General features: G+C 45.2%; 15 protein-coding genes. 4 read left to right on the top strand and 11 right to left on the bottom strand.

Annotation, left to right across the window (positions count from 1 at the left end):
* Positions 1-16 precede the first annotated feature (16 nt).
* The 7 genes from ACO05P_RS12355 to ACO05P_RS12385 all read right to left on the bottom strand — a co-directional run bounded on the left by ACO05P_RS12355 (position 17) and on the right by ACO05P_RS12385 (position 14,434).
* The gene (locus tag ACO05P_RS12355) at positions 17-8,965 is read right to left on the bottom strand and encodes a fibronectin type III domain-containing protein (RefSeq protein ID WP_421751263.1); all 8,949 of its coding nucleotides are present in this window, start codon (positions 8,963-8,965) and stop codon (positions 17-19) included.
* 519 nt (positions 8,966-9,484) lie between these two features.
* Entirely contained in the window at positions 9,485-10,081 is a 597-nt protein-coding gene (locus ACO05P_RS12360) for a transferase hexapeptide repeat family protein (RefSeq protein ID WP_421751265.1), read from the bottom strand.
* 39 nt (positions 10,082-10,120) lie between these two features.
* Positions 10,121-11,446 carry a hypothetical protein gene (locus ACO05P_RS12365; RefSeq protein ID WP_421751267.1) on the bottom strand — a complete coding sequence of 442 codons (1,326 nt, stop codon included), beginning with the start codon at positions 11,444-11,446 and terminating at the stop codon, positions 10,121-10,123.
* Between the two features lie 34 nt (positions 11,447-11,480).
* Positions 11,481-12,689, bottom strand: coding sequence for a 3-oxoadipyl-CoA thiolase (pcaF, locus tag ACO05P_RS12370; protein ID WP_421751269.1), 1,209 nt, complete (start codon positions 12,687-12,689; stop codon positions 11,481-11,483).
* 64 nt (positions 12,690-12,753) lie between these two features.
* Positions 12,754-13,455, bottom strand: a complete 702-nt coding sequence (locus tag ACO05P_RS12375) for an NUDIX hydrolase (protein WP_210760305.1) — start codon at positions 13,453-13,455, stop codon at positions 12,754-12,756.
* A gap of 41 nt (positions 13,456-13,496) precedes the next feature.
* A complete protein-coding gene (locus tag ACO05P_RS12380; protein ID WP_421751271.1) occupies positions 13,497-13,904 on the bottom strand; it encodes a PaaI family thioesterase in 408 nt (135 codons plus the stop codon).
* Entirely contained in the window at positions 13,901-14,434 is a 534-nt protein-coding gene (locus ACO05P_RS12385) for a hypothetical protein (RefSeq protein WP_421751273.1), read from the bottom strand. The genes ACO05P_RS12380 and ACO05P_RS12385 overlap by 4 nt, the downstream gene beginning before the upstream one ends.
* A gap of 247 nt (positions 14,435-14,681) precedes the next feature.
* On the opposite strand from ACO05P_RS12385, the gene ACO05P_RS12390 reads away from it, so the two are divergent.
* A complete protein-coding gene (locus ACO05P_RS12390) occupies positions 14,682-15,062 on the top strand; it encodes a helix-turn-helix domain-containing protein (protein WP_421751274.1) in 381 nt (126 codons plus the stop codon).
* A gap of 3 nt (positions 15,063-15,065) precedes the next feature.
* On the opposite strand, the gene ACO05P_RS12395 is transcribed toward ACO05P_RS12390, so the two are convergent.
* The 4 genes from ACO05P_RS12395 to ACO05P_RS12410 all read right to left on the bottom strand — a co-directional run bounded on the left by ACO05P_RS12395 (position 15,066) and on the right by ACO05P_RS12410 (position 19,382).
* Entirely contained in the window at positions 15,066-15,827 is a 762-nt protein-coding gene (locus ACO05P_RS12395) for an ABC transporter ATP-binding protein (protein WP_421751276.1), read from the bottom strand.
* 12 nt (positions 15,828-15,839) lie between these two features.
* On the bottom strand, positions 15,840-17,318 hold the full coding sequence (locus ACO05P_RS12400; RefSeq protein ID WP_421751278.1) for a DUF5687 family protein: 1,479 nt from the start codon (positions 17,316-17,318) through the stop codon (positions 15,840-15,842).
* An 85-nt stretch (positions 17,319-17,403) separates the two neighbouring features.
* A complete protein-coding gene (locus tag ACO05P_RS12405; RefSeq protein ID WP_421751280.1) occupies positions 17,404-18,558 on the bottom strand; it encodes a 3-hydroxyacyl-CoA dehydrogenase NAD-binding domain-containing protein in 1,155 nt (384 codons plus the stop codon).
* Between the two features lie 44 nt (positions 18,559-18,602).
* Positions 18,603-19,382, bottom strand: coding sequence for an enoyl-CoA hydratase-related protein (locus ACO05P_RS12410; RefSeq protein WP_421751282.1), 780 nt, complete (start codon positions 19,380-19,382; stop codon positions 18,603-18,605).
* A gap of 122 nt (positions 19,383-19,504) precedes the next feature.
* Here ACO05P_RS12410 and ACO05P_RS12415 point away from each other — a divergent pair, with 122 nt between their 5' ends.
* Genes ACO05P_RS12415 through ACO05P_RS12425 form a run of 3 tightly spaced genes read left to right on the top strand, consistent with a single transcriptional unit; the run spans position 19,505 to position 23,720 of the window.
* Positions 19,505-21,526: a hypothetical protein gene (locus tag ACO05P_RS12415; RefSeq protein ID WP_421751283.1), complete on the top strand. Its 2,022-nt coding sequence runs from the start codon at positions 19,505-19,507 to the stop codon at positions 21,524-21,526.
* 2 nt (positions 21,527-21,528) lie between these two features.
* Positions 21,529-23,028 carry a fibrobacter succinogenes major paralogous domain-containing protein gene (locus ACO05P_RS12420; RefSeq protein ID WP_421751285.1) on the top strand — a complete coding sequence of 500 codons (1,500 nt, stop codon included), beginning with the start codon at positions 21,529-21,531 and terminating at the stop codon, positions 23,026-23,028.
* A gap of 5 nt (positions 23,029-23,033) precedes the next feature.
* Positions 23,034-23,720, top strand: a complete 687-nt coding sequence (locus ACO05P_RS12425; protein WP_421751287.1) for an FISUMP domain-containing protein — start codon at positions 23,034-23,036, stop codon at positions 23,718-23,720.
* Position 23,721 lies beyond the last annotated feature (1 nt).

A 23,721-nucleotide genomic window follows, 5' to 3' on the forward strand; every position in this document is an offset into this window, starting at 1 on the left:
TTATTTAAGCTTCAGCTTAGTGCTTCATGATGCGTTTCACATCAATACCTGCAGCTGAATTCACTTTTACGGTGTAAATACCGGTTGCGAAATTGGAGATATCCAAACGGATTTCTTCGTTTTCAGCGTATTCTTCGAAAATCATCAACTGACCATTTCCGGCGTATACTTCAACCTTAATTGTTCCGCGTACATTTTGATCATCAATCTTAATCAAACCGGTAGTTGGGTTTGGATAAATATTGATCAAGCCTGTATGCATTTCACGAACACTTACATCGCAATCATCTACGTATAGAGTAACTACAGCAGAATCGTCACCACAAGCAGAGTTCACTTTGTACTGGAAGTTATAGCTAGTCATATTAGCTACCGCTGTTGCATCAAAGATATTTCCACTTAAAGCACCGCTACCACTTAAGTCGGTCCAGGTACCACCAGCAGTGGCCGCAGGATCAAGATAAGTGCTAAGGTCTACCATGGTCTCGTCGTCGCAAGCCGTATCACTGATATCCATACCAGCGCTTACTACGGCATCTACTGACACGGTTAACATAGTAGTATCTGCAGGACAGGCAACGCCAGCCAATACATAAAGAATACGATAGGTTCCGGTCGCAGCATTATTGCTGTTAAACACCCCGGTACTGGTATTCAGCGCTCCTGATCCGTCTAAATCTACCCAGCTTCCGCCGAAAGCAGATCCCGTTAAATAGTTACGCAAAATGGTAATACCGCTTCCGCTACACAAGGCCAGGCTAGTATCTACGCCACCAAATGGTGCCGCTTCTATCTCTGCCCAAACATTAGCAGTATCTCCGGCACATCCGTTAACACCTGCAACGATATAGCTAAAGTGGTAGGTATTACCGGCAGTTAACTGAGTAGCATCAAGGATACTATCGGTTAATGCACCAGTTGCATCATTATCAAGCCAGGTACCGCCATTATCATGCACACCTAAGAAGGCCGCAAGATTAGCTGCATTATCGCTTGAGCATACCAAACTGGTATCAGAAATACCGGCATTTGCCCCAGGCACTACCGCCCAGGCTTGAGCAGCTGCTCCGATACATGCTTTGCTTACGCTAAGATCAAAGGTGTAGTAGATCCGGATTTGAGCCGAGAAGTTGGTAGAGTCAATACTCATCAATCCTGGTAAATCATAAGGATAAGCGGCACCATCCGTAGCCCGGAATAATGAACCTGCTCCGGATAGGAAGTCTACATTCATAAAGTACACCCCAGGAGTAAGTACCATATTTACCGGTACACGCATATCACCTGTTACACCGGCTGGAGTGCTGAAGGTATCGCCACGCTGAATAACGTTAGTGATGCTAGCATCCCAGATTTGAGCAAAGGCAACTACATCATTTTGATGACGTACAGTCATACTGTCGATGTGAATTGTATCATCTACTGTAATCCACTGACCATTAGAGAAGTTTCCGAATCCGGAAGCCGCAATATTGGTAAGCGGTCCTACATGCAGAACCGGGTTGGTTGTAACATACTCGGCTACATTAAAGGCGGTGGTAAAGGAAACTGAATCGGTAAGGTAAGTATCACCTGTTTCACGCACCATGCCATTGGTTAACCAAACCAGATCATTGTTTGAGCTGGAAGTCGCCATCAAGGTGGTAGAACCACCATCACAATCGGTAGTATCATTGGTAGTACCGCTTGGCATGCTGCTTACAGAGCAAGTAGCAATGGTACAAGCGCTAACTGGACCTACCCAATTGGTTCCGGCGGAACAACTATCCTGCACGTAGAATTCATAGCAAGTAGTACCTGCCAATCCGGTTACGGTAAACCCACCAGGAGTGGCTGCTACATTGGTACCGCTACCTAAGCTAAAGCCAGGAGCTCCGTACTGTACGGTAGAAGCAACGATATTGGTATCGCTATCCCATGCCAAAGTAACACTGTTGCTGCTTGCGGTAATCACCATCAAGTTAGCTGGATCCACACAAGGAGGCGTTTCACGAACGATGAGATCATCTACTGCGGCATCACCTTCATAGCTGGCTCCACGAACGCTTAAGAAGCGCATTTGTAAGGCCGTATCAGTGGTATATGCTGCAAGATTAATTCGAGCTTCTTTCCAGGCATCTACATCACTAGTATGCTGTGCTCCAACAATGTTGTTCAGACTTACCCAGTTCATGGTAGTACGATCATAAACCTGGAAGTCCAGATTAACGATATCGTTACCATACATGTGGTAATAGTAAACCACTTCCGGATTAGTAAGAGAAGTCATATTAAACTCTGGAGTGTACAAGAAGGCGCTGTCTCCCGCTGCTGCAGGTGAAGAAGCTTCTACATACATATAGTAACCTGCTCCGGTTCCGGTAGTGTGATCCACTGCGGGACCAGTACCTGAAGAGCCCGTACCACCAGCATCCGGTGCCCAAACATAGGTTCCAGAACTGGTAGTAGTTTCACTGTAACATGCTGGGAATACTCCGTTATCGAAGTCTTCCATATAAGGATAGTTGGTGATTGGGGCACAAGGGGTAGTAAAGGTCACGCAAGCGGCCATACTAGTGTCGCCCAAGCTGCTACAGATATCATATACACATGCTTCGTAAGTAGTTCCTGGCATTAAGCCCGCCAAAGTAGTTGGGTTGCTCGCAGGATTCACGATTGTTCCAGTTCCAGGTACAAATCCGAGAGGACCGTACTCAATAAAGCTGGAAGAAGCATTAGTTCCAGACACCCAGCTTACATCCGCATTAGCGAAGGTAATATTGCTGGCCATCACGCTATCAGGCTGAGAACAAATCACAGCGGCATCGGTAATAGACAGGCTGTCCACTACGTTGGCACGACCCCAATTGTTCACCCCTTCAATCGCAATCTGATAAGTGCTGGATGGGTTCGGTAAGCTCATGGTTGCAAATGTCCAGGCACTGCGATCGGTATTATCACCGAAGAGGTAGGTCCATGGATCATTAGCTGAAGCACGGTAATAAACATTAGTAACGTTTTGATCACCTGCCCAACTTTCTTGAGCATACCAGAAGCTTAACTGTGGAGAAACCAAAGCACTTAAGTTAATTACCGGAGAAACTAACAATGTAGTATCTGGACCACCATTTGCGGAAACAAACACCGCGTTGGTAGCACCGGCATAAGCTGAAGTTACCGAACCACCTGAAGAACCAGTACCCAATGACCAGGAGAAGGTATCGGCCACGAATACATTGGTCCAACAAGTAATGCTTGGTGAGTTCACTTCAAAGCTCTCAAAGAAAGGAGCCTGATAAGTGATACAGCTAGAACAGTTGCTGGTAAAGCTGAACAAGGTATCACCTGTTCCAACCGTTCCTGAAGCCACGTGTACTCCAGCAGTATCGCCATTCGGCTGAATAGCCACAATACCCATTTCTGAAGGCCATGCTCCAGCTGGATCTAAAGTAACTACGATAGGTAAGTTATCACATAGTGGTACCATATTACCTAAGGAACTGGTTCCTGAAGTAAAGTTTCCACCCAAGGCTGCTACCTGAAGACCATTTTGGTAGATCTTGATTCCACCGCCATTCCATCCGTCACCATAGGTGTCGTAAAGATCGAAGGTATACATACATTGATTTGACAATGCACAAGCACTGGTAGTAAAGCTCTGTGGACCAGCAGTAGTGGATAATCCAGAGGCACCACAGCTATCTGTTACATAGAAATCATAAGCAGTGCTGGCGCTTAATCCAGTAATGGTAAGGGTATCATTTGTAGAGTTGATCAAGGTTCCGCTTCCGGGGCTAAATCCGGTAGGACCATATTCAACATCCCAGCTCGTTCCGGTACCTGCAGTCCAGGTTACGGTAGCACTGGTATTATCAGAAGAAATAAATACCAGATTGCTAGAAGCAAAACAGTTTGGAGCTTCTTCTACTGCGAAATCATCAATCGCCATATCTGAAGTAAAGCTGCTACCACCAATTCCTTCGAAAAGGAAACGGTAGGTTCCACTTGCTAAACCGCTTAATGGGATTTGCATTTGCAACCAAGGATCACTTCCACTGGTTTGCTGCTGACCAATAATACTATCTAGTACAGTTCGGTTACCGCCGGTATCTTCTGCCCAAATGCGCAGATTACCCATGGTAGCACCATACATATGATACCAGAAACTAACCTGAGGATTAGTTAATGGACTGATGTCGATAGGTGGAGAGTACAGAACATTGGTGTCACCTAAGCTCGAAGGAGAAGATGTTTCCAAGAACATGTAGACACCGCCACCGCCAGTAGTATGGTCGAAGTTTGGTCCGGTACCTGATGAACCGGTTCCATTTACATCGGCATACCAAGCAGGGTTGGTTGTTCCGAAGGTCGTCCAGCAATTATCAAAGGTGGTATAGTTACCTGTGCTAATACCTTCGAAGTCGGTGCTATATGGAGCCATTACGCTGGCAGGACAAGCAGTGGTAAAGCTTACCGGACCAGCCCAGGTGGAAAGATCGGTAGCGCCACAACTATCTTGTACGTAGAAGTCATAAGTGGTAGCTCCTTGTAAGTTGCTTAAAGTAATGGTATCATTTGTAGCTGAAACTCGGGTTCCGCTGCCAAGGCTAAAGCCTGCAGGGCCGTATTCCACCTGCCAGTTACTGGCTCCACCGCTAGTCCAGAAAATATCTGCACTGCTGGTACCTACATTAAAATATCCCAAGGCGCTTGGAGGTAAGCAACCTACATCCATAATAGAGAAGTTATCTACACTCCAGTACCAAGCCCAGGTGTTACCATCGTCATAATCAAAACGAACTTGTAAGCTGGCATTGGCATAAGCGGAAATGTCGATGGCCTCATGAGCTGGAGATGACCAGCCACCAGTAGTTGCTGTATACATAGCCACATTTACCCAAGCAGTTCCATCCCAAACATCTACGAATCCTGTATCACCGCTAATAGAGCGGAAGTAATGATCGTATTCTAAGAGTAAGGTTCCGCCAAAGCCTGAAGCATCAATAACCGGAGATACCATTTGCTCACGCATATAGGTACCATTACCATTGGCATCGCTATCTACACGCATATAACCCGTACCATCCAGATTTTGAGAACCACTAGTAGTATGTGCCCAGGTATCACCGCTGGCCCCACCACCATCAACAGAACTAAAGCAGCCCTGATCGGTGTCAAAGTTCTCTACATATGGTAGGCTCTGAGTAAGACATTTATCCTCAACAGAGAAATTATCCACGTTCCAATACCAAGCCCAGTTGTTACCGTCATCATAGAAGAAACGTACCTGGAAATTAGCATTAGCATAGGCGGTTACATCAATAACCTCGTGGCTTGGACTAGACCATCCACCGGCACTTGATTTATAAACAGCCACATTCACCCAATTGGTTCCATCGTAAACCTGAACGGTCGCCGAGTCACCTAAGGCGCGATAGTAATGGTCAAATTCTAAGATCAAAGATTTAGAAACACTGGAGGCGTCAATTACTGGAGACTCCAAGGTCTCAATCATATGGGTGCCGTTTCCATTCACATCGCTATCTACGCGCATATAGCCCGTTCCATCCAAGTTTTGGGAACCGCTGGTTGTATGGGCCCAGGTATCACCTGATGCACCTCCACCATCTATAGCAGTGAAACAGCCTATTCCCGCATCGAAGTTCTCGGCATAAGGCAAGGATTCAGAGGCAGGACAGTTCGCTGTGGTACTAAAGGCAAATGGTCCCGTAAAGGTGCTAACATTAGCTAATCCACAGCTATCGGCCACATAGAATTCATAAGCGGTAGAGGCCATCAACCCACTAATTGTAGTAGTGTCATTGCTAGCGATCATTTGAGTACCTGAACCTAAGCTAAAGCCTGCGGTTCCATACTCAATAATCCAGTCACTAGCACCACCGGAAGTCCAGTATACTACTGCCATCGCATGATCTACGGTATCTAGTCCCAAAGAGCTTGGGGCAATACAACTAGGTGCATTTGCCACGCTGATATCATCAATCATAATATCATTGTAGAATGCACTGTTGGTCATAGTGGTTTGATCCACAATGAAGCGAATTTTAATAGTACCTGAATAGGAACTTAAATCCACGGTTTGCTCTACCCATGAAGCATTATCACCAGCATAGCTCAATTCATTGGTCCAAACCGAACCGTCCCAAACCTCAACATTCAAGGTAGCATTATCGCCTGGGAAGTCGGTATTATTACTAAACACATAGAAGCTTAGTTGAGCGGTGGTCAAACCAGTTAAATCAATTAATGGCGACTCCAGCGTACCATCATTAGTGGCACTACCTCCTGATCCGTCGATACCGGCAAAAGATCCACTATTTCCGGTATGATCAGTTGCAGAACCAGCACCATAAGCAGGCCAGGTTGTGGTAAATAACCAAGGATCTGATCCATAAGCAGACCAGCAGCTAGGCATGCTAGTAACATCAAATGACTCGCTAAATGGAGTGCTAGATGCCGCACATGCGGTAGTAAAAGTCGCTCCGAAAACATAAATACTGGTTCCGGTACCACAGTCCGACTGAATGTAGAAATCGTAAGTAGTGTTTGGACTTAAACCTGTTAGGGTATAAGGATTTGCTGTTACGGCTGAAACTGTAGTTCCTGCACCTTGAGTGTAACCGGTTGGGCCATACTCAATGTTCCAGGTTGTTTCCGTTCCGCCAGGCGTCCAGCTTAATTCAGCCGTAAGGTCGGTCATATTCGCCGCCGCTATGGCAGTGGGTGGTAAACAAGATGCTGGAGTAAACTCATCCGCACCAATATCCGGGGTTGAACCTGAACGTGCATCGCCATCGAAATCATCGGTAATTCCGGCAATCACCACACCTACATCATTTGCAGTGCTGGCTAATACGTGTAAATCAGGGGAACCTACAAATGATGGGTCTCCTTCTACTGAATTGGTATTGAAGTTTGTTCCTAAAGCAGCGGCCTGTAAAGTTGCCAAGTCTGCATAGGAAGAGGTACTAACGTCCATGATGTCGCTACCATTCTCACTGTACAATACATTATAATCCATAATGTCTGTAGCATCAGGAGTAGCATCTAAATCTACAGGAGTTTCATTGGCAGAAACCAGGATATTATTACGTACATCGTAATCATCACTGCTAGAGTTAATCCACAGCGCTTGATCTGCATCTGCATACAAGGTGTTGTAGTAGATGTTCATGGAATCCGCCGCAGATAAATACAAGGCATCACCACTACCGGTGGCGCTCACCATATTATTGGTCACATTACAACGACGAGCTAAAGGCTGTGTGGTAGTGTTTACATTGGAGAGATAGATTCCGTAAGTACCTAAGTTTTGCAACCAGTTCTTATGAACTTCAATCCCCGGTGTATAAACCGCGTAGATACCATAGCTAGAAGAGTTGCGCGTATTGGAAACCGTACATCCGCGTACTTCTGGTAAACCTTGATAATACAGGTAGATACCATAGTAGTACACGCTATCTACCACCGTGTTTTCAATACGGTTATTAAGGTTATCACTTGCCGTGGAAGAAGACCCGTATAAGCGGATACCATAATATCCACCAGTCACATTACAGTCTTTTACCAATAAGCCATTGGCATTATCTCCGGTAGTACCAGTACTGGTTTGGCTGCCAGAGCTCAGGATTCCTACTACTAAAGAGGAAGTAGTATTTGTAGGAACTTTAATATCGCAGTTTTCAATACTAATGGTATCTGCAGAATTCCATAAGTGGATACCAAAAGCAGGAGTGCTGGAGCTGGTATTTTCAATTCCAACATTTTTCAGACTAACATGCTTAGCACCGTTAAACTCTACCGCAGTACCGCTGCTTCCAGTGCCATCATAAGAAATGATAGTGGAAGTAGAACCAGCACCTTGAATGGTAATTGTATTGGTAGCACTGGCTCCGGAAATAGCCGGAATAACCAATTGTTCATTATAAGTACCTGCCGCAATATTAATAGTAACAGGAGCCGAAATTCCACAGTTACTTAAACTGGTAATGGCCTCAGAAATAGTAGCATAATCCGGGCTGGTTCCGCCCACAGTATAGCTACCGGTTAAGGTACCTGTACATCCCGAGAAAATAGTAAATGGCCCAGCCCAGGCAGAAGAAGATCCGCTACAGTTGCTACGCACATATACATCGTAATTAGTAGTTGCAGAAAGACCGCTAGCTGTAGCCGTATTACTGGTTACATTACCTGAAGCTACTGCTGTAGCGGTTTGAGGAGAACCCAAGGGAACCACAACATAATCATAAGAAGCAGCACAAACGTCTGTCCAGTTCAAATCTGCACTGGTTCCTACTTCATTGGCAGTCGACAAGGAAGTGGGTGCAAAACAAGTTGTGGCTTCGTATACTTTAATATCGTCAATAGCCATATCCGAATAAAAGTTGGTACCAGTAGTACCGGTAATTCGGATGGTTACGCTAGACTGACCAGCATAAGCACATAGAGGCACTTCTGCTTGAAGATAAGGGTCAGAACTTGAAGCATGCTGTTGTCCACTAAGACTGAACAAGGCATTAGTCCAGGTAGTACCACCATCGGTAGACACGAAAACCTCAAGGCTTCCCATGCTTTGTCCGTACATGTGGTAGTAGAACTCCAGACTAGGATTGGTTAGTGAAGTAAAGTCGAATACCGGAGAAATTAAGTCCGCCACTTTGCTGTAGCAGCTAGATGCTTCCGTGTAAATGTAATTGCCGGTTCCGGTAGTATGATCACCGCCAGGTCCGGTCGAAGAAGATGAGGTCCCTGATGCATCTACAGCCCAGTCCTTATCGTCTGTAGTGCTATTCGTCCAGCCTCCCGCAGTAAGGGTACAGATAGACGTACAAGAGGTACCGCATGAGCTTTGAGAATCAAAGTTCTCCAGGTAGGGGTAACTGGTAACTTGCCCAAAAACGGACTGCGAGAGCCCGAAGACGGCAAGAACCACCAGCCCTAACAAATGGTAGTACTTGTTTTTCATAAATAGATGGTTAATTATCAACTGTTAGTAGTAGCGAGCCTGTTTATCAAGTTGAAATAGGTTAGTTTGGGTTAGTGCTCAATGATGTTGGGTTTTATAGGGTTATACATTCAGTTTAAATGCCGAATTGCACCGACAATGGTGCTTAATGTTTTAAATAAAAATTGGGGAAATGATCAGGGCAGCGAAGGGTGAAACCAGACCATTGATCGGTTTCATTTTTGGGGAAAATCATAAAAGTCCCTGCTTCGAGCAATTGTTTCGCTTGAAGCCATTTTTCCTGATCAATAAGATGTTTGAAGTACGCATTTAAGGCTCGAATATGCCGCCGAGCATGCGCCTGAAAGAAATTGTTCCTCATTTCAGTTCAGTAACCTGTTAATCCTAGTTCCCTTAAAATCAAGTATTAAAGCTCTCCCTAAAGCTTATGAAACACTTGTACAGTTAATTTATCCTTAAAAACTTGTTTCCGAATGTACTAAAAACGAGGTGAATGTGTTAAGCTCAGATTAAATTTTTTTAGCCGCCTTGTTGCTCATTCCAGGTTTGAAAGAGCTTTTCTTGCTTGGGCCGATCGGCCTCTTCTTCTGCTAATGGTTGGCATTCTTTTAGGCTGGAATAGAGTTCTCCGGGAAGCTCCTGATACAATTCCGTTCCTTTGGTTTTCCAATCGAGCATCGAGTCGCTAACTTCCTTTATAATGCGGGCCGGGTTACCTACCACCAAACTGCGTTCGGGAATTTGAGTATCGGCTTTTATGAAACTCAGAGCGCCAACAATAGAGCCTGCTCCAACCGTGGATCGGTCCATTACCACTGCATTCATTCCAATTAAAACATTGCGTCCCAAATTGGCTCCATGAATAATGGCTCCATGACCTACATGCGCGCCCTCCTCCAGACGAATGCTTACTCCCGGAAACATATGTACCACGCAATTCTCCTGAACATTGCAGCCATCCTCGATGATAATTTGGCCCCAATCACCTCGAATTACAGCTCCCGGACCGATATAGACTTTTTCTCCGATAATTACATTCCCAATGATTACCGCAGATTGGTGCACAAAAGCACTCTCCTTAACCACCGGTTTAAAGCCTTGAAACTCGTAAAACATCTATGCCTTTATTAGAAAAGGCAAGTTAAGGGCTTTCCTTTAAAAGAGACCTACGGCCAAATCGATACCCTGACTGAGATTTTCCCTTAGATGCAGAAAATTATACTCGTCGATATAATAAAGCATACCATCATAAACCTTGGTTTCTCGGGCAAAGAGAGAAACCTTCTGCCCTCTTTCCAATTGCTTTCCATCAAATGGATACAGATATACCATCCCCCTTCTTTCTCTTAAGGCATACAAGTGTTTTTGCTGATAATCTTGAATTACCAGCGGAGCAATATATTCTTCTCCCATACTAAATGGGATCGCCTTTTGCTGATGCCCTTCTGCATTAAAAACGACCAATTGATCATTATAGCGATCAAATAGCCAAAACTCATCCTTCACCTGAAACATGGGAGTAGGAAAGTATTGGGCATGGGCTTTTCGATACATTTTTTGGGCGATATCTAAATCAAAGAGCTTTTCATGCTGCCAAACCCCATACATATCATACACTTTTTCAATACCTGCCGCAATGGAATAGGCATTCATAAAAGCTTGATGAGCGGCTATTACAGCCGGCGTATCCACACTAAAGAAAAACTCCTCCGCCTCTTTGCCTTCGCGGTAAATAAACAATTGTACCCCTTGATTATGGAAAGGAGGAAAGCTCATACTTTTCCCCTGAGTACCTGGTCTGAACTCACTTACCGGCAAGGGCATCGACTCCATTTGATTATTGCGAAGGACCAGGGCATTGCCCATCTGTGCCACTAATGGCTCGATATACTGACCATACTGACTGCGGCTAACTGCCGGATAGAAATAGAGTTGATCCGAACGTAAAATTACCTGGCTGGCGCTGTCTTCACTCAATAAGAACAGGTTCCCCCGCGGGTCGCGCTCCAAACTGGTATAGTCGGCATGATTGGCCAGGCTCCATAATGCTTTGAGATCTGGTTGAGCCAGTACCAAATAGTCATAGCCCAATACCAGAAGCATCTCATTCTGGAAATCGAAATCCTGAACACGCAAGGTATCTGTAAAAGCAATTACTCGAGCCCGTACCTCAACTTCAGCCAACTCCATGGCATTAGACTGTAACTCTACCCGCACCTTCCGTGAGGCCAGCTCTGTCCAGTCGAGCTGCAAAAGCTTGATATAATAGCCTTCTTTAAAAAGCTGCACAGCCGAACCAGCCGTTTCTGGTATTCGCAAGGTGCCCCTGGCATTACTGGGGCCATATTCTTGCCCTAAATAATCAATGGCAATTACCCCTTCCACGGCATCACCCTTGCTATTTACCAGTTCTAAATCGAGGTACTGGCCACTTAGCCCAAAAGCCAAGAGGCTACATAAAAGTATAGTAATCTGCTTCATCGCCTATAAAGACGCAAAGCCCCAAAGAGGTTGCTTAGGCGCGCTCGATGACCATGGCATAACCCTGTCCAACCCCAATACACATAGTGCACAAGGCATAGCGTTTACCAGTTTTCTGTAATTGAAGGGCAGCCGTTTGCAATAAGCGCGCACCAGACATTCCCAGGGGATGGCCCAATGCAATGGCACCTCCATTTGGATTGATGCGCTCATCCTGATCTTCGAGTCCCATTTGGCGAGTACAAGCCAAGACCTGTGCCGCAAAGGCCTCATTTAATTCGATGATATCCATATCGGCCAAACTCAGTCCTGCTTTCTTAAGCGCAATCTCTGATGCGTATACCGGACCGATGCCCATAATACGAGGCTCTACCCCGGCCACACCCATAGACACCATGCGAGCCAAGGGCTTTAAATTCTGATCTTTTAAGCCTTGTTCTGAGGCAATCAAAAGAGCGGCGGCCCCATCGTTCAATCCTGAGGCATTTCCGGCAGTTACAGTACCTCCATCCTTTCGGAATGCCGGACGTAATTTGCCCAGGATTTCCAGATTTGATGTTGGCTTGATAAACTCATCTGCCGAAAAGATCAAATCTTCTTGTTTACGACGAGGGATAGAAACCTTTACAATCTCCTCTCCTAATCGTCCATTCTCTGTTGCGGCAGCCGCTTTTAGCTGCGACCATAAGGCAAATTTATCTTGATCCTCACGGCTAATGCCGAATTGATCCACCAGGTTTTCTGCAGTTTCGCCCATGGCATCTGTGCCATAGCGTTTAAACATTTCAGGATTTACGAAACGCCAGCCGAAAGAGCTATCGTACATTTTAGAGTCCGTACCAAAAGCCTTGCTGGGCTTACTCATTACATAAGGTGCACGGGTCATGTGCTCTAAACCACCCGCAACAAAAACCTCCCCATCGCCATTGCGCACCGCACGCATGGCTTGAGCACCAGCACTCATTCCACTGGCACAAAGTCGATTTACGGTTTCTCCGGGAACACTATGTGGTAAGCCGGCTAATAAGGCGGACATCCGGGCCACATTTCGATTGTCTTCTCCCGCTTGATTTGCGCAGCCCATAATTACATCGGCGATTGTGGCCGGATCTAAATTAGAATTGCGTTCAATAAGGGTTTTTATAACCAGGGCTCCCATATCATCAGCTCGGAGGCCTGATAGGCTACCACCAAAACTGCCAATAGGAGTACGGATTCCGTCAACGATATATGCTTCTTTCATGAGAGGTGTTTTTCAGATCGGCTTTACGCCGCTGCGAATATCGCAATTGCCCGGGAACCGAGACTTACTGATACACGAAATCGTAACCTTCTAAAGAGAGGGTGCGGTACTTCTTCTCGTCAAAGCGAAACAATCCTGATGGGCGTTTGGCCCGGGGCGAGCTGCGAATGGTTTTACCGGTATCGATTAACAATTCTGACTTTAAGAGCTTGCGCCGAAAGTTTCGTTTATCCAACTCCCGACCCAAAGCACATTCATAGAGCCTTTGAATCTGATTCAGGGTAAACTCCCTCGGTAAGAGGCTAAACCCAATGGGGCGGCGCTTTACCCGACGCTTCAATCGTTCTTTGGAATAGTCCACAATGTCATTATGATCGTAAGCCAATGGTGGAATATGGTCGGCCTTCACCCAGCGGTATTCCGAATGGCGTAAATCATTTTCCAGATCCTCACTCAGACGTAAAGTACCGTAATAAGCAATGTTTACTACCCGACCTACCGGATTACGATAGGGATCCGCAAAAACGTTCAATCTTTCAATTAACCAATCATCAAAACCGGTAATGGACCGCATCAACTCACGCGCTACTAAAATGGGATCTTCCTTGGGTTTTACCACTACAGAGGGCAGTACATCAGCGCCTTTGTAGGGTTCATTGGTTTTAGTACCAATCAAGAGCTTGAGATCCTCCCCATCGAAACCATAAAGCACCACCGATGTGCTTAAGGCTACTTGAAAATCGTCTGGAGAGAATTCTATATGCATGACAATCGGTCTTAGTGTCAAATATACACTAAGAATTTATTCTACCATTCGGTATCCTTGCGAAATACGGTGCCTTTGAAATGAGCGATTAAATCGCCTGCTTCGTTTTCGACTCTTACCTCATATATCCCAATGCTGCGACTTTTGCGAATCTCGCTGGCTTTGGCAATTATCCTTTCACCCGCTTTAACAGGTTTGGTATGCGATATAGCGGTTTCAATGGAAAGCGCATGTTGGCCATGACCATTACTGGCGAAGGCTAAGGCACTATCAGCTAAAGAATAGGAAATACCCCCATGGGCAATTTTGAAGCCATTGGTCATTTCTTCTCGCACCACCATGCTGAGTTGACAAGCCCCGGCTTCGCAAGATTCTACCTCAATGCCCAACCACTGGCTAAAGGCATCTCCATTGTACATGGTATCTACAACTTCGCGCGCCCTTTTCATGATTCGGAGCTGTCTTTTTGCTTTTGTTCGTAATCTGCCATGCGCTCCACTGAGGTAATGAGGATATCCAGCATCAAATTGAAATTAGCCAGATCCTGTTCACTATCAACATTTAAGTCGGCCTTTACGATCGCCAAATTGCGCAGGTCTTGAAATACTTTGGGGCTTTCCGAAACTTCTGGCATTAGTACATCCGCCTCGGCATAAGCTTCGGTGCGTTCTTTTATTACTTCTTCCAAAGCTGGACCAGGAATTAAGCCCACCGGCATTCCAGCCGCAATAAAGGCATTCAATAAAATCATTACAGAATCTACCAGAGACTCATGTTGCGCGTCGCTAAACTCATCCGCTACATCGGTTAAAAAACCCATTAAAAAGGGTTGATCTTCCATTACCCGGGCAATCATAGCCCCTTGTTCTTCACTGCTCATTGCCATATAGTCTGCGATAGACTCAGCAATATGATCGCGTTTCTTTTGCATTTGGCAAAGGTAATTGTTCTGTTCGCTGTAGCGTGATTTGCCCTTCACCTGCTCCGAGTTTTAAGTGTGGAAACGAGTTGAATTAGAGTTTCCCTTGCGGCTATCCTGATTTAAAAAAACATCATGCCGATCCATAAGCTAAAAAAGATAGAATATTGAGTGCTATTATAATCTATTGTTTATCAATTGTTTAGCAGGCGTCACCCGCGTTTTTCCACAAAAAAAATAGGGGAAAACCCTCTATTTGCTACTAAGTATTTTTCCCACCTTAGCTTTTCAATAAGCCCCCTTAATCATGACTGTTTATTCTTCCATTATTGAGCAAGTAAAAATTGCCAGGAAAAAAAGACATAAGAGCCAAGAAGACATGGCTCTGCTTTTAAATTTAGGTCGGGATGCTTATCGCAAAATGGAAAACGGACAGAGTCCGCTCAACTTAGAGCGTTTTCTGATTATTTGTGACCATTTGCAAATCGATCCCCGTGACCTCATGGATCAGGTTATTCCCGACAAACAAAAATGGGAGTACGAAGCGGAAATCGATCGCCTAAAAGCAGGTATTGAAGATTTGCGTTTAGAAAGAGAGCGGCTTTGGACCGCCCTCAACAGACTTCTAAAGATTATCGACCCACAGGCCAGTGATGAGGCCTATCGAGTGGTCTTTCAAAGTGCCTGAAAATTATTCCTTTGATTCGCTAAAAGCCTCTCCTTCCTCAACAGGGGAGGCTTTTCCTTTTATTTTCTGAATAAAAAAGTCTTCCAATTCACTTAAGGTCTCCGTATTGGTGTGGATGTCTTTCACCACCTTACCATGATCCAAAATCACAATCCGCTCACAGAACTCGGTAACATGGCCTAAGTCATGACTGGAAATAAGCATCGTAATATCCGTTTGCTGATCCAGTTTTTTTAACTCATCTCGCAAGCGATACTGTGTTGATGGATCGAGGTTTGCAAAGGGCTCGTCTAAAATCAAAATATCCGGATCTCCCAATAAAGCACCAACAACCCCAACCTTCTTTTGGTTCCCTTTGGAAAGGTCGCGGATGTATTTCTTGCCCCCACGGATTTCACCCGCAAAGAAATCTTCATATTGCGATAATCGCGCTTCCAAATCCCCTTGGGTTAATCCATGTAAGCGGCCGATAAACTGGAAGTATTCATCCGGACTTAAATAGTCAATCAAAAAGCCTTCATCAATGAAGCTACCGGTATATTTCTTCCAGGTTTCACTTTTCGACACATCTACACCCTTAGTCCAAACCGAACCGCGATTGGCCTTAATCAGATCCAGGATAAGACGAAACAAGGTGGTCTTCCCCGCGCCATTGTTTCCTACTAAACCTAAAGACTGGCCTGCCTTAAATTTTAATTCAGGGATATCCAGTACCGTTTGAGAGTTATAAACTTTAGTGAGGTCTTTTACTTCTAAAATTTCCATGCTCGTATATTTTTAGTCATGCTGACGGTAACCCGCGGCATTGATGTATTTCTTTTCTTTAAAATTGATGATGGTTTGGCGTATAAACAAGCGGTGACTTAAAATTCCTCCCAGGCCCAATACGCTAAGAAGAGCGAGGCCCCAATAAGGCTCACCGAATACATTAAAAGCCTGAAAGACCAGTAATGGCACCACCATCAAAGGAATAACAATCACAAATTGTGCAGCTCCGGTTCCTTGATAATTAAAGGCGGATCCCTTACTTAAATCTATCGCCTTCTTATTATAGGTGCTGGCATAAAGAAGCACCGCCGTATTAATACCAATATTGTACAAGAGCGTTGCTGTATTTATATAAAGGGCGTGTATCCCAAAATATATATAGGGTAAGGTGAGTAGATACATAATTACACAACTCATTACCATCAAATAGTATTTAGCTCGATAAAACTCTTCCATGGAATACGCCCGGGTAAGGATGCCATCGAAATAGGCACTTTCCCAACTTACCAGAAACTGACCGTAATTAATCATGAAGATGCCGGTCATAAAAATGCCCACAAACATCAGCCACACATAATTATCCTTATACGCCTCCTGGGTGTAGAAGATCAATCCATACAGGGCAAAAAAGGCACTGAGGTAAAGGGCGGTTTTAGTCCGACGATTTCGGGTAATCAGCTTCAGTTCATTAGCCATCATTAATCCCAAAGCACCGCGGTTCTCCAGGAAGGAAAATCGCAAGCTACTGGCTTCCTTCGCTTTGGTTCTCCAGCGATCCAAATGCGTCATGCCCAACAAGAATCGATAGTTCACAAAATAGATGATCAGCATTAACAGCAAGGGCCATAAAATGGCAATCGGTTGAGTAGCCAGGGGCAGATAGATCGCTTGGGAAATTTCATCCAAAGCAATATAACCCAGGTAATGAGCCGCATAGCCGGCCCCAAATACCAATGCGATAGCCCAGAAAACAGTCGCTTTAACAGCTAAAATCCGTTTGAGGTAAATCGCCAGAAAATGATTACTCAACATCACACCCAGCATTCCGGCGATCCAAACCAAAGCTACATCCAGACCATATTCACCGGGAATTACTCTAAAAGCCCAGGGTACAATAAAGAGCAAAGGCAGCAGGTTAAAGAAACTGAACACCGAGCCTTGCAGCAAAAAGTGAATAATCTTCTTCTTAGAAATGGGCAAGGTGAGGTAATGCTGCACAGAAATCACACTTAAATCCTGCAGGAAAAAGCGTATCACCAAATCGGCCAGCAGATAAAACAAAATACCGCCAGAGAAAATGGGGGTTAATTTTGGCGCATCTGCGAAGGCTTTGGAAAGGAGCTCCTTCATGAAAAATCCCAGAGCCCCAAAAGAAACTAAGAAATAAAGGGCCAAGAGAGCCATTAGAATTTTTACTCCCCAGCCTTGGCGAAAATAGGTGCTGCGAAAAACCTGTAGCCAACGCTGTTTAATGAGTTGTGAATACATACTCGTTGATTTATAAGGTTAGTATAAACCTGCCGCTCTAAATTACGGCAGCTTTAAAAATAATTCGCAAGTACCTGAGTGCCTGCTAAAAAAACTGCTCGCCCTTGGCCACCTTCCGACGCAATAGCACTGAGGCCCGGTAACGATCTTCGTGGTATTCATCATAAAGTGCATCCAAGGTGGCAAGCACTTTATCCAATCCTATCTCATCCGCCCAAGCTAAAAGGCCTTTAGGGTAATTTACCCCTTTGGTCATGGCCAGATCAATATCCTTTGCCGAGGCAATTCCCAAATGCAAGGCATCGGCCGCCTCATTAATAAGCATGGCTAATACCCGATTTAAAATAGAGTGACCAAGTTCCTCATTTTTATTCGGCTCTGGCTGTACAGCTCCTTCGCGGTAATCGTAAAAACCTCTACCGGTTTTACGTCCCAATAATCCGGCTTCCACCAGGCGCTTCTGACTAAAATTGGGCTTATAGCGAGGATCGTAGAAAAAGGCCGTAAAAACACTTTCGGTTACGGCATAATTCACATCATGACCAATAAAATCCATCAGGGTGAAGGGTCCCATTCTAAAGCAGCCTAATGTACTTAAAGCCCAGTCGATGGTCGCAATATCCGCCACACCCTCTTCATAAATCCGAACCGCCTCGCCGTAAAATGGTCGTGCTACGCGATTTACAATAAAACCGGGGGTGTCCTTGGCCAGTACGGTAACCTTGCCCCAGTCATCAATCAAGGACTTGGCTTGATTTACCACTGCCTCATCCGAGGTAATAGCGGGAATAATCTCCACCAAAGGCATTAAAGGTGCGGGGTTAAAAAAGTGAATTCCCAATACACGCTCAGGCTTTTCGCAGGCCACTGCAATACTGGCAATGGAAAGGGAGCTGGTATTGGAAGCTAAAATCGCATCGGCACCACATACTTCCTCCAGATGTTTAAAAAGGCCCTGCTTAATGTCCAGTTTTTCGATAATAGCCTCAATCACCATTCCGCAGCCTTCCAACTCGGCAAGGCTACTTTCATAAGCAATGCGACTGGCAATTTTATGATCTTCGCCTTCAGCCAAGCGGCCCTTCTCCACTAAACGCGCTAATATTTTCTGATGTCCGGCTTTCGACTTTTCCAGAGCCGCCCGATGATTATCTACAATCACCACCTGATGTCCATTCTGGGCCGCAACCTGCGCAATTCCTGAGCCCATCGCTCCGGCACCCACAATTCCTATTTGCATTGTATTTCTTTTTTGGCCGCTTTCGCGGAATATGTCCTAATGAATTATTCTCCTTTAAACTCGGGTTTGCGCTTCTCTAAAAAAGCGGCCGTGCCTTCGCGGTAATCATAACTTCGACCGCATTCCGTTTGATACTGATCTTCCAAAGCTAATTGGGATTTCAGATCATTCTGATAGCTCGCATTAAGGAGGGCCTTAGTTCGTGCCAGGGCTAAGGTGGGCATTTGACTTAATTGACCGGCTACCTTCTGAGCTACCGGAATCAGCTCCTCGGCGGCTACCAATTTGTATATCATACCCATATCAAGGGCCTCAGAGGCTGAAACTTTATCGCCCAACATCATTAGAGCCGAAGCTCTTTGCAAGCCTACCAAACGCGGTAAGGTATAGGTACCACCACTATCGGGGATTAATCCAATTTTGGAAAAAGCCTGTATAAAGGAAGCCGCTTCACTGGCAATTACAATATCGCAAGCCAGGGCAATATTGGCTCCTGCTCCAGCAGCCACACCATTTACTGCGGCAACCACAGGTTTTTCCAGAGTTCGAATAGCCTCAATTATCGGATTGTAATGTTCGGTTACAATTTTGGTAAGCTCCGGACCATTGGGATCGGTAGCTTCTGCCAAATCCTGACCAGCACAAAATGCCTTGCCAATACCAGTTAATACCACCGCGCGAGTATTAGAATCTTCTTGAGCTCGGGCCAGTTCAGCTTGCAGGGCCAAGGCCATTTCGCGAACAAAAGCATTGTATTTATCCGGGCGATTTAAACTTAGTGTTAGCACAGCGCCCTCCTGTGAACTAAGGATATATTCGGACATGAATTTTCTTTTGGGCTAAGTTAGGAGATAATGCAGGAAGGATATATCCTTAAGACCTATTCTTAGGTCTAAATCTTTGGGCATTCCTTCTCAAAATAGTGCATCTGCCTTATTTAATTCCGATGCCCCGCACTCTAGTTTTGGCTCTCATCCTGAACCAAATGAAGCTGTTTCATTTAATCCATATCCAATCGCTTTACCTAATCCTCATTTTTTTAATGGGGCCACAGGTAATATTTGGCCAGCCCTATCTCGCCAGCTTAAAGCAATTGGTGCAAGATATTCCTCAAGCCGAAAATGGACTGGCCGCCCAAATAGCCACCGCACTCAAAACCCTGCATCCAGAAGGTGATGCCAAGGTTCAATTGGCCCATAATTCGGTTTATTATCTGCAAGGAGAAGAGGCCCAAATTGCAGCTCTATTACTCGATGATCAGGGTTATAGCTTGATAGGTATCCAGTTTCAACAAGAAGCTGGTATGTGGCAGCCCATTGCCATGGATATTGCCCCCATAGAAGTGGCTTATGATTCGATCCGCTATTATTTACGAGGCCTTCGTTCGGTAATGCATTCCGCTGAAGAGGCCTATTTTACGATTAAAGGCTCATCCTGCGATTGTCCTAAAACTTCAACTCTTGATCAATTGGCCTTTATATTCGGCGACAATGAATGTCTAAATGCCAAGGTCCATATTCCCTGGACCTGGAAATCACTTATAGTTACGGGCGAAAGCCGTTGGGATAACCGCTTTGTATGCCATATCCGCGAACCGGGGAGCATTGAAGATTGGACTTTAGCCAAACCCGAATTGATCCGGCAACTGGTTTTACTGGAATATGCAGTGGCGGGGCTAGGTCAAACCAATGTCTTAGAACAAAATTACATGCAACGCTCCGGCCCCTTTGGCCTGGTCGTTCTAAACAAAGTCTATGGTGGTCCTGCCCTTAAAAACGAATGGCGACTTCATCTCAATTTCGAATACTTCGATACCTGGACGCTAAGCTGGTCCCTGGAACGCCATATCGGCGAAACGGTAAAAGAACGATTTAGCCCAGAGCTAGACCTGGCCACCAATCTCGAATGCCTAGCCGGCGATTGCCAAAATGGAATCGGTAAAGCGCAATATCAAAACCCTCCCAGAATCTATTCAGGGCCTTTTCAAAATGGCCTTCCAAGCGGGCTTGGTCAAATTAAGTTGAATGGCGAAACCCTTATCCAAGGCCGTTTCCAATCGGGTCGATTAATTGACTCGGCCTACATTGCTGGCAATGATAGGAACATCTGCATTTATGCTCCGCAAAGCAAAGCACAATGGGTAAAGAACCTTCCGATTCCCCAATTAGGAGTTTGGTATAGTGGGGCGGTAAATGTAAATCTGGAACCAAGGGGTAAGGGTATTCTCTTTAATACCAATATCTATGCTTCGGTGGTGATGGATGAAGAAGGTATTGCCAGCATGGATTCAGCCCAAATTGATGTAGGAGAAGCCTATTATTATGGAGGCTTAAATCAAAAACTTCAGCCGCATGGCAAGGGTCAACTTATATTAAAAGATGGCTCTAAAAGAATTAAGTACTATTCAGAAAATGGAGTGCCGGTTTATAGTGCAGTGAATATTTTTTGGAAGGACTCCGTGTACAATGGACCGGTACTCAGCAATTTCATCCCGCACGGTTATGGGGTCATGCAAAAGGGTGGAGAAACCATTCGCGGCGATTGGTATTATGGACGCTATGTTGGCAATTCGGAGCAATTCCTGAAGCGGCAAAGAGAGGCTTATGCTAAAAAGGAAAGGCAGCAAATTATTGAGCATATCCGCAAAGAACATGGCCTGGACCTGCGATCCAAGCAGATGTATGCCGGTTTAGCTAAGCCCGAAATTGTAGCCCGCCCCAATCATGGCCTTCACTTAGAATCGCATATGGTGATCTGGAATATGAGCCAAGATGATATCGAGGTCGAGATCACCTATAAAAGACCCGGACTCCTAAGCGACCGTAGGAGCACTATCAGCATTCCTACCGTTTCCAAGGGAAAACCCTATGTGGTTATCAAAACAGAGTTCTTCTCTTTCGATGCACAGGTATTCCGATTTAAAACCATTTCCGGCTCACTGTCGGATCTCTATGTAGTAATCCAATAATCATGAAAGCACAAACCTTCATTTTCTGTCTATTGCTGGGATTAAGCCTTCCTATGTGGGGCCAATATCCCGAGCGACAATTTAGCCTTGCCTGGCTCGAAGGCATTTACTCCAACCTCAACCCTCAAAAGCTTGAAGAGCTAAAAGACCATCGGCTAACAGCCAATAAAAAAGGAAAACAGGTAGTAAAGGAACTTAGTCCTGTAATGGAGCAACTTCAGAAAGGAGGCTTCTTCGAAGGAGGCTTAGACCTTAATGCCTCCGCCCTAACCGGCTTTGATTGGAATCGCCGGGTTTTTCATTTTAAAGCCGACCATCCTAATGAAGCTCCTGCTTTGATTTTTAGCCTGGCCATTGAACTGGATGATCCAAGTTTATGCGAGTCCTGGCGCTTAGCGGGCTCCCCCAAAGCGGCATTTACTGCACCAAAAAAAGATGCCGACCTGCTTCATTTCAGCATCAATCAATTATTGGATGAGGCCAGTAAATACCATGAATCGCAATGGCTCCCTGAGAAAAAATCGGAGCGTGCGGAATACCATCAATTGAAATCTACCTTTAAGTATACCGATGGGGCACGATTAGCCGCCTGGGAGCATATGGATAATCCTGAAAAACGCGACTTCTTCCTCGACCTGAAGTCTGCCAATTGGGAGCTGCAGGATATGGATCAGCGCAATGCCCTCGCCATGATTGAAATGGAAAGCATCCTCTCGAAAATGGGAAAATTTAAAGCCATAAGTGTTGAAGTTCAGGCGGAGGGAGAGAGCCTGCATATTGTACGCACTTATCAATCCGAGGCGATGCCCATGCATATTATCAAGGTGGACTTCGGCCCTGAAAACCAAAACATTTGGGTATTGGATGTTAAAACTCCTCTCAATATTTTAATTCCTCCCGGCGGACCCAAAGATGCAAGCGGCAATAGTTATACTGCACTTAGTATTGGCGATCAAACCTGGACAGGCCCCAATGCTTCATCTAAGCATTTCCGCAATGGTGATGCAATTCCCGTAGTAGAGGACGCCAATCTCTTTTACCATTATATGCATTTGGGTATCCCGGTTGCCTGCTATCCCAATTTTGATGAAAAGAACGCCGCTATGGGTCTCTTATATAGTTCGGATGTATTGTGGGATCCGCGAGGCCTAGCACCAATTGGATACCGCATTCCAGGAGCCGCCGATTGGCAAGCTTTATTGGACTTTATCGATCATCCCAAAGAAGCCAGCTTCCTTAAATCAAAAGAAGGTTGGTATAAGGAAAGTTTTAGCAACGACCATTATGGTTTTAGCGCCCCAGGAGCAGGAAGAATAAAAGGTAAAAATGCCAGTGATTTTGAAGAAGAGGCGGCTTTTTGGGCCTTCAACCAAGGGGCAAATGCTCAGGAACCTATTCAATACCTTGAACTGGAACATGGCGATGCCTATCTCGAAACTAAGGTGGCTGATCATTTAAAAAACGGACTGGCGCTTAGTCTGCGCTTTATTAAAATTCAATAAGTATTATGAAACGCTATTATATCCTACTACTAGCCAGTTTGCTAATCATCGCTGCTAAGGAAGGCGAAGAGAGCATGACCGACCATGATGGCAACACCTATCATACTACCATTGTGGCCAATTATGAGGTAATGGCCGAAAATTATGCTGTTACTAAATTTCGTAATGGCGATCCCATTTACGAGGCAAAATCGGAAGAGGACTGGCATAGTGCCGCTCAGGAAGGTCGTCCGGCCTATTGCAAAATTGAAGGCCCCACCGGGCAAGAAGCTGCATCAGGTTATCTCTACAATTGGTTTGTTGTGCGCGATCCTCGTGGCTTTGCGCCTGAAGGCTGGAAGGTACCAAGCAAGGCTGAGTTCACGGAAATGCTGAAAGAAGGCGATGTGCACAAATCCAAATCCTGGGCTTATGGCTACCGAGTTTTGAAAGAATCCCGCAAAAAGGTGGAAAAAATGATTCGCAAGGAAGAGGTAAACCCTAATTATCCGGTTTACCGCCTTATGTTTCATGCTTCAGGTATGCGCGGTGGCTTTGGCAAGTACAAACCTATATTGGCTAACAAAGCCTATGTAATGCTGGAAGAATATGACAAAGTATATTCCATAGAGGAACATGCCGAGGAAGTAGATATGGATGCCTGGCAAGGAGGTTTTGGTGTACCGGTTCGACTGATTCGTAAATTGAAATAAA

The sequence above is a fragment of the Croceimicrobium sp. genome (genome assembly GCF_965228705.1).
Taxonomy (GTDB): domain Bacteria; phylum Bacteroidota; class Bacteroidia; order Flavobacteriales; family Schleiferiaceae; genus Croceimicrobium.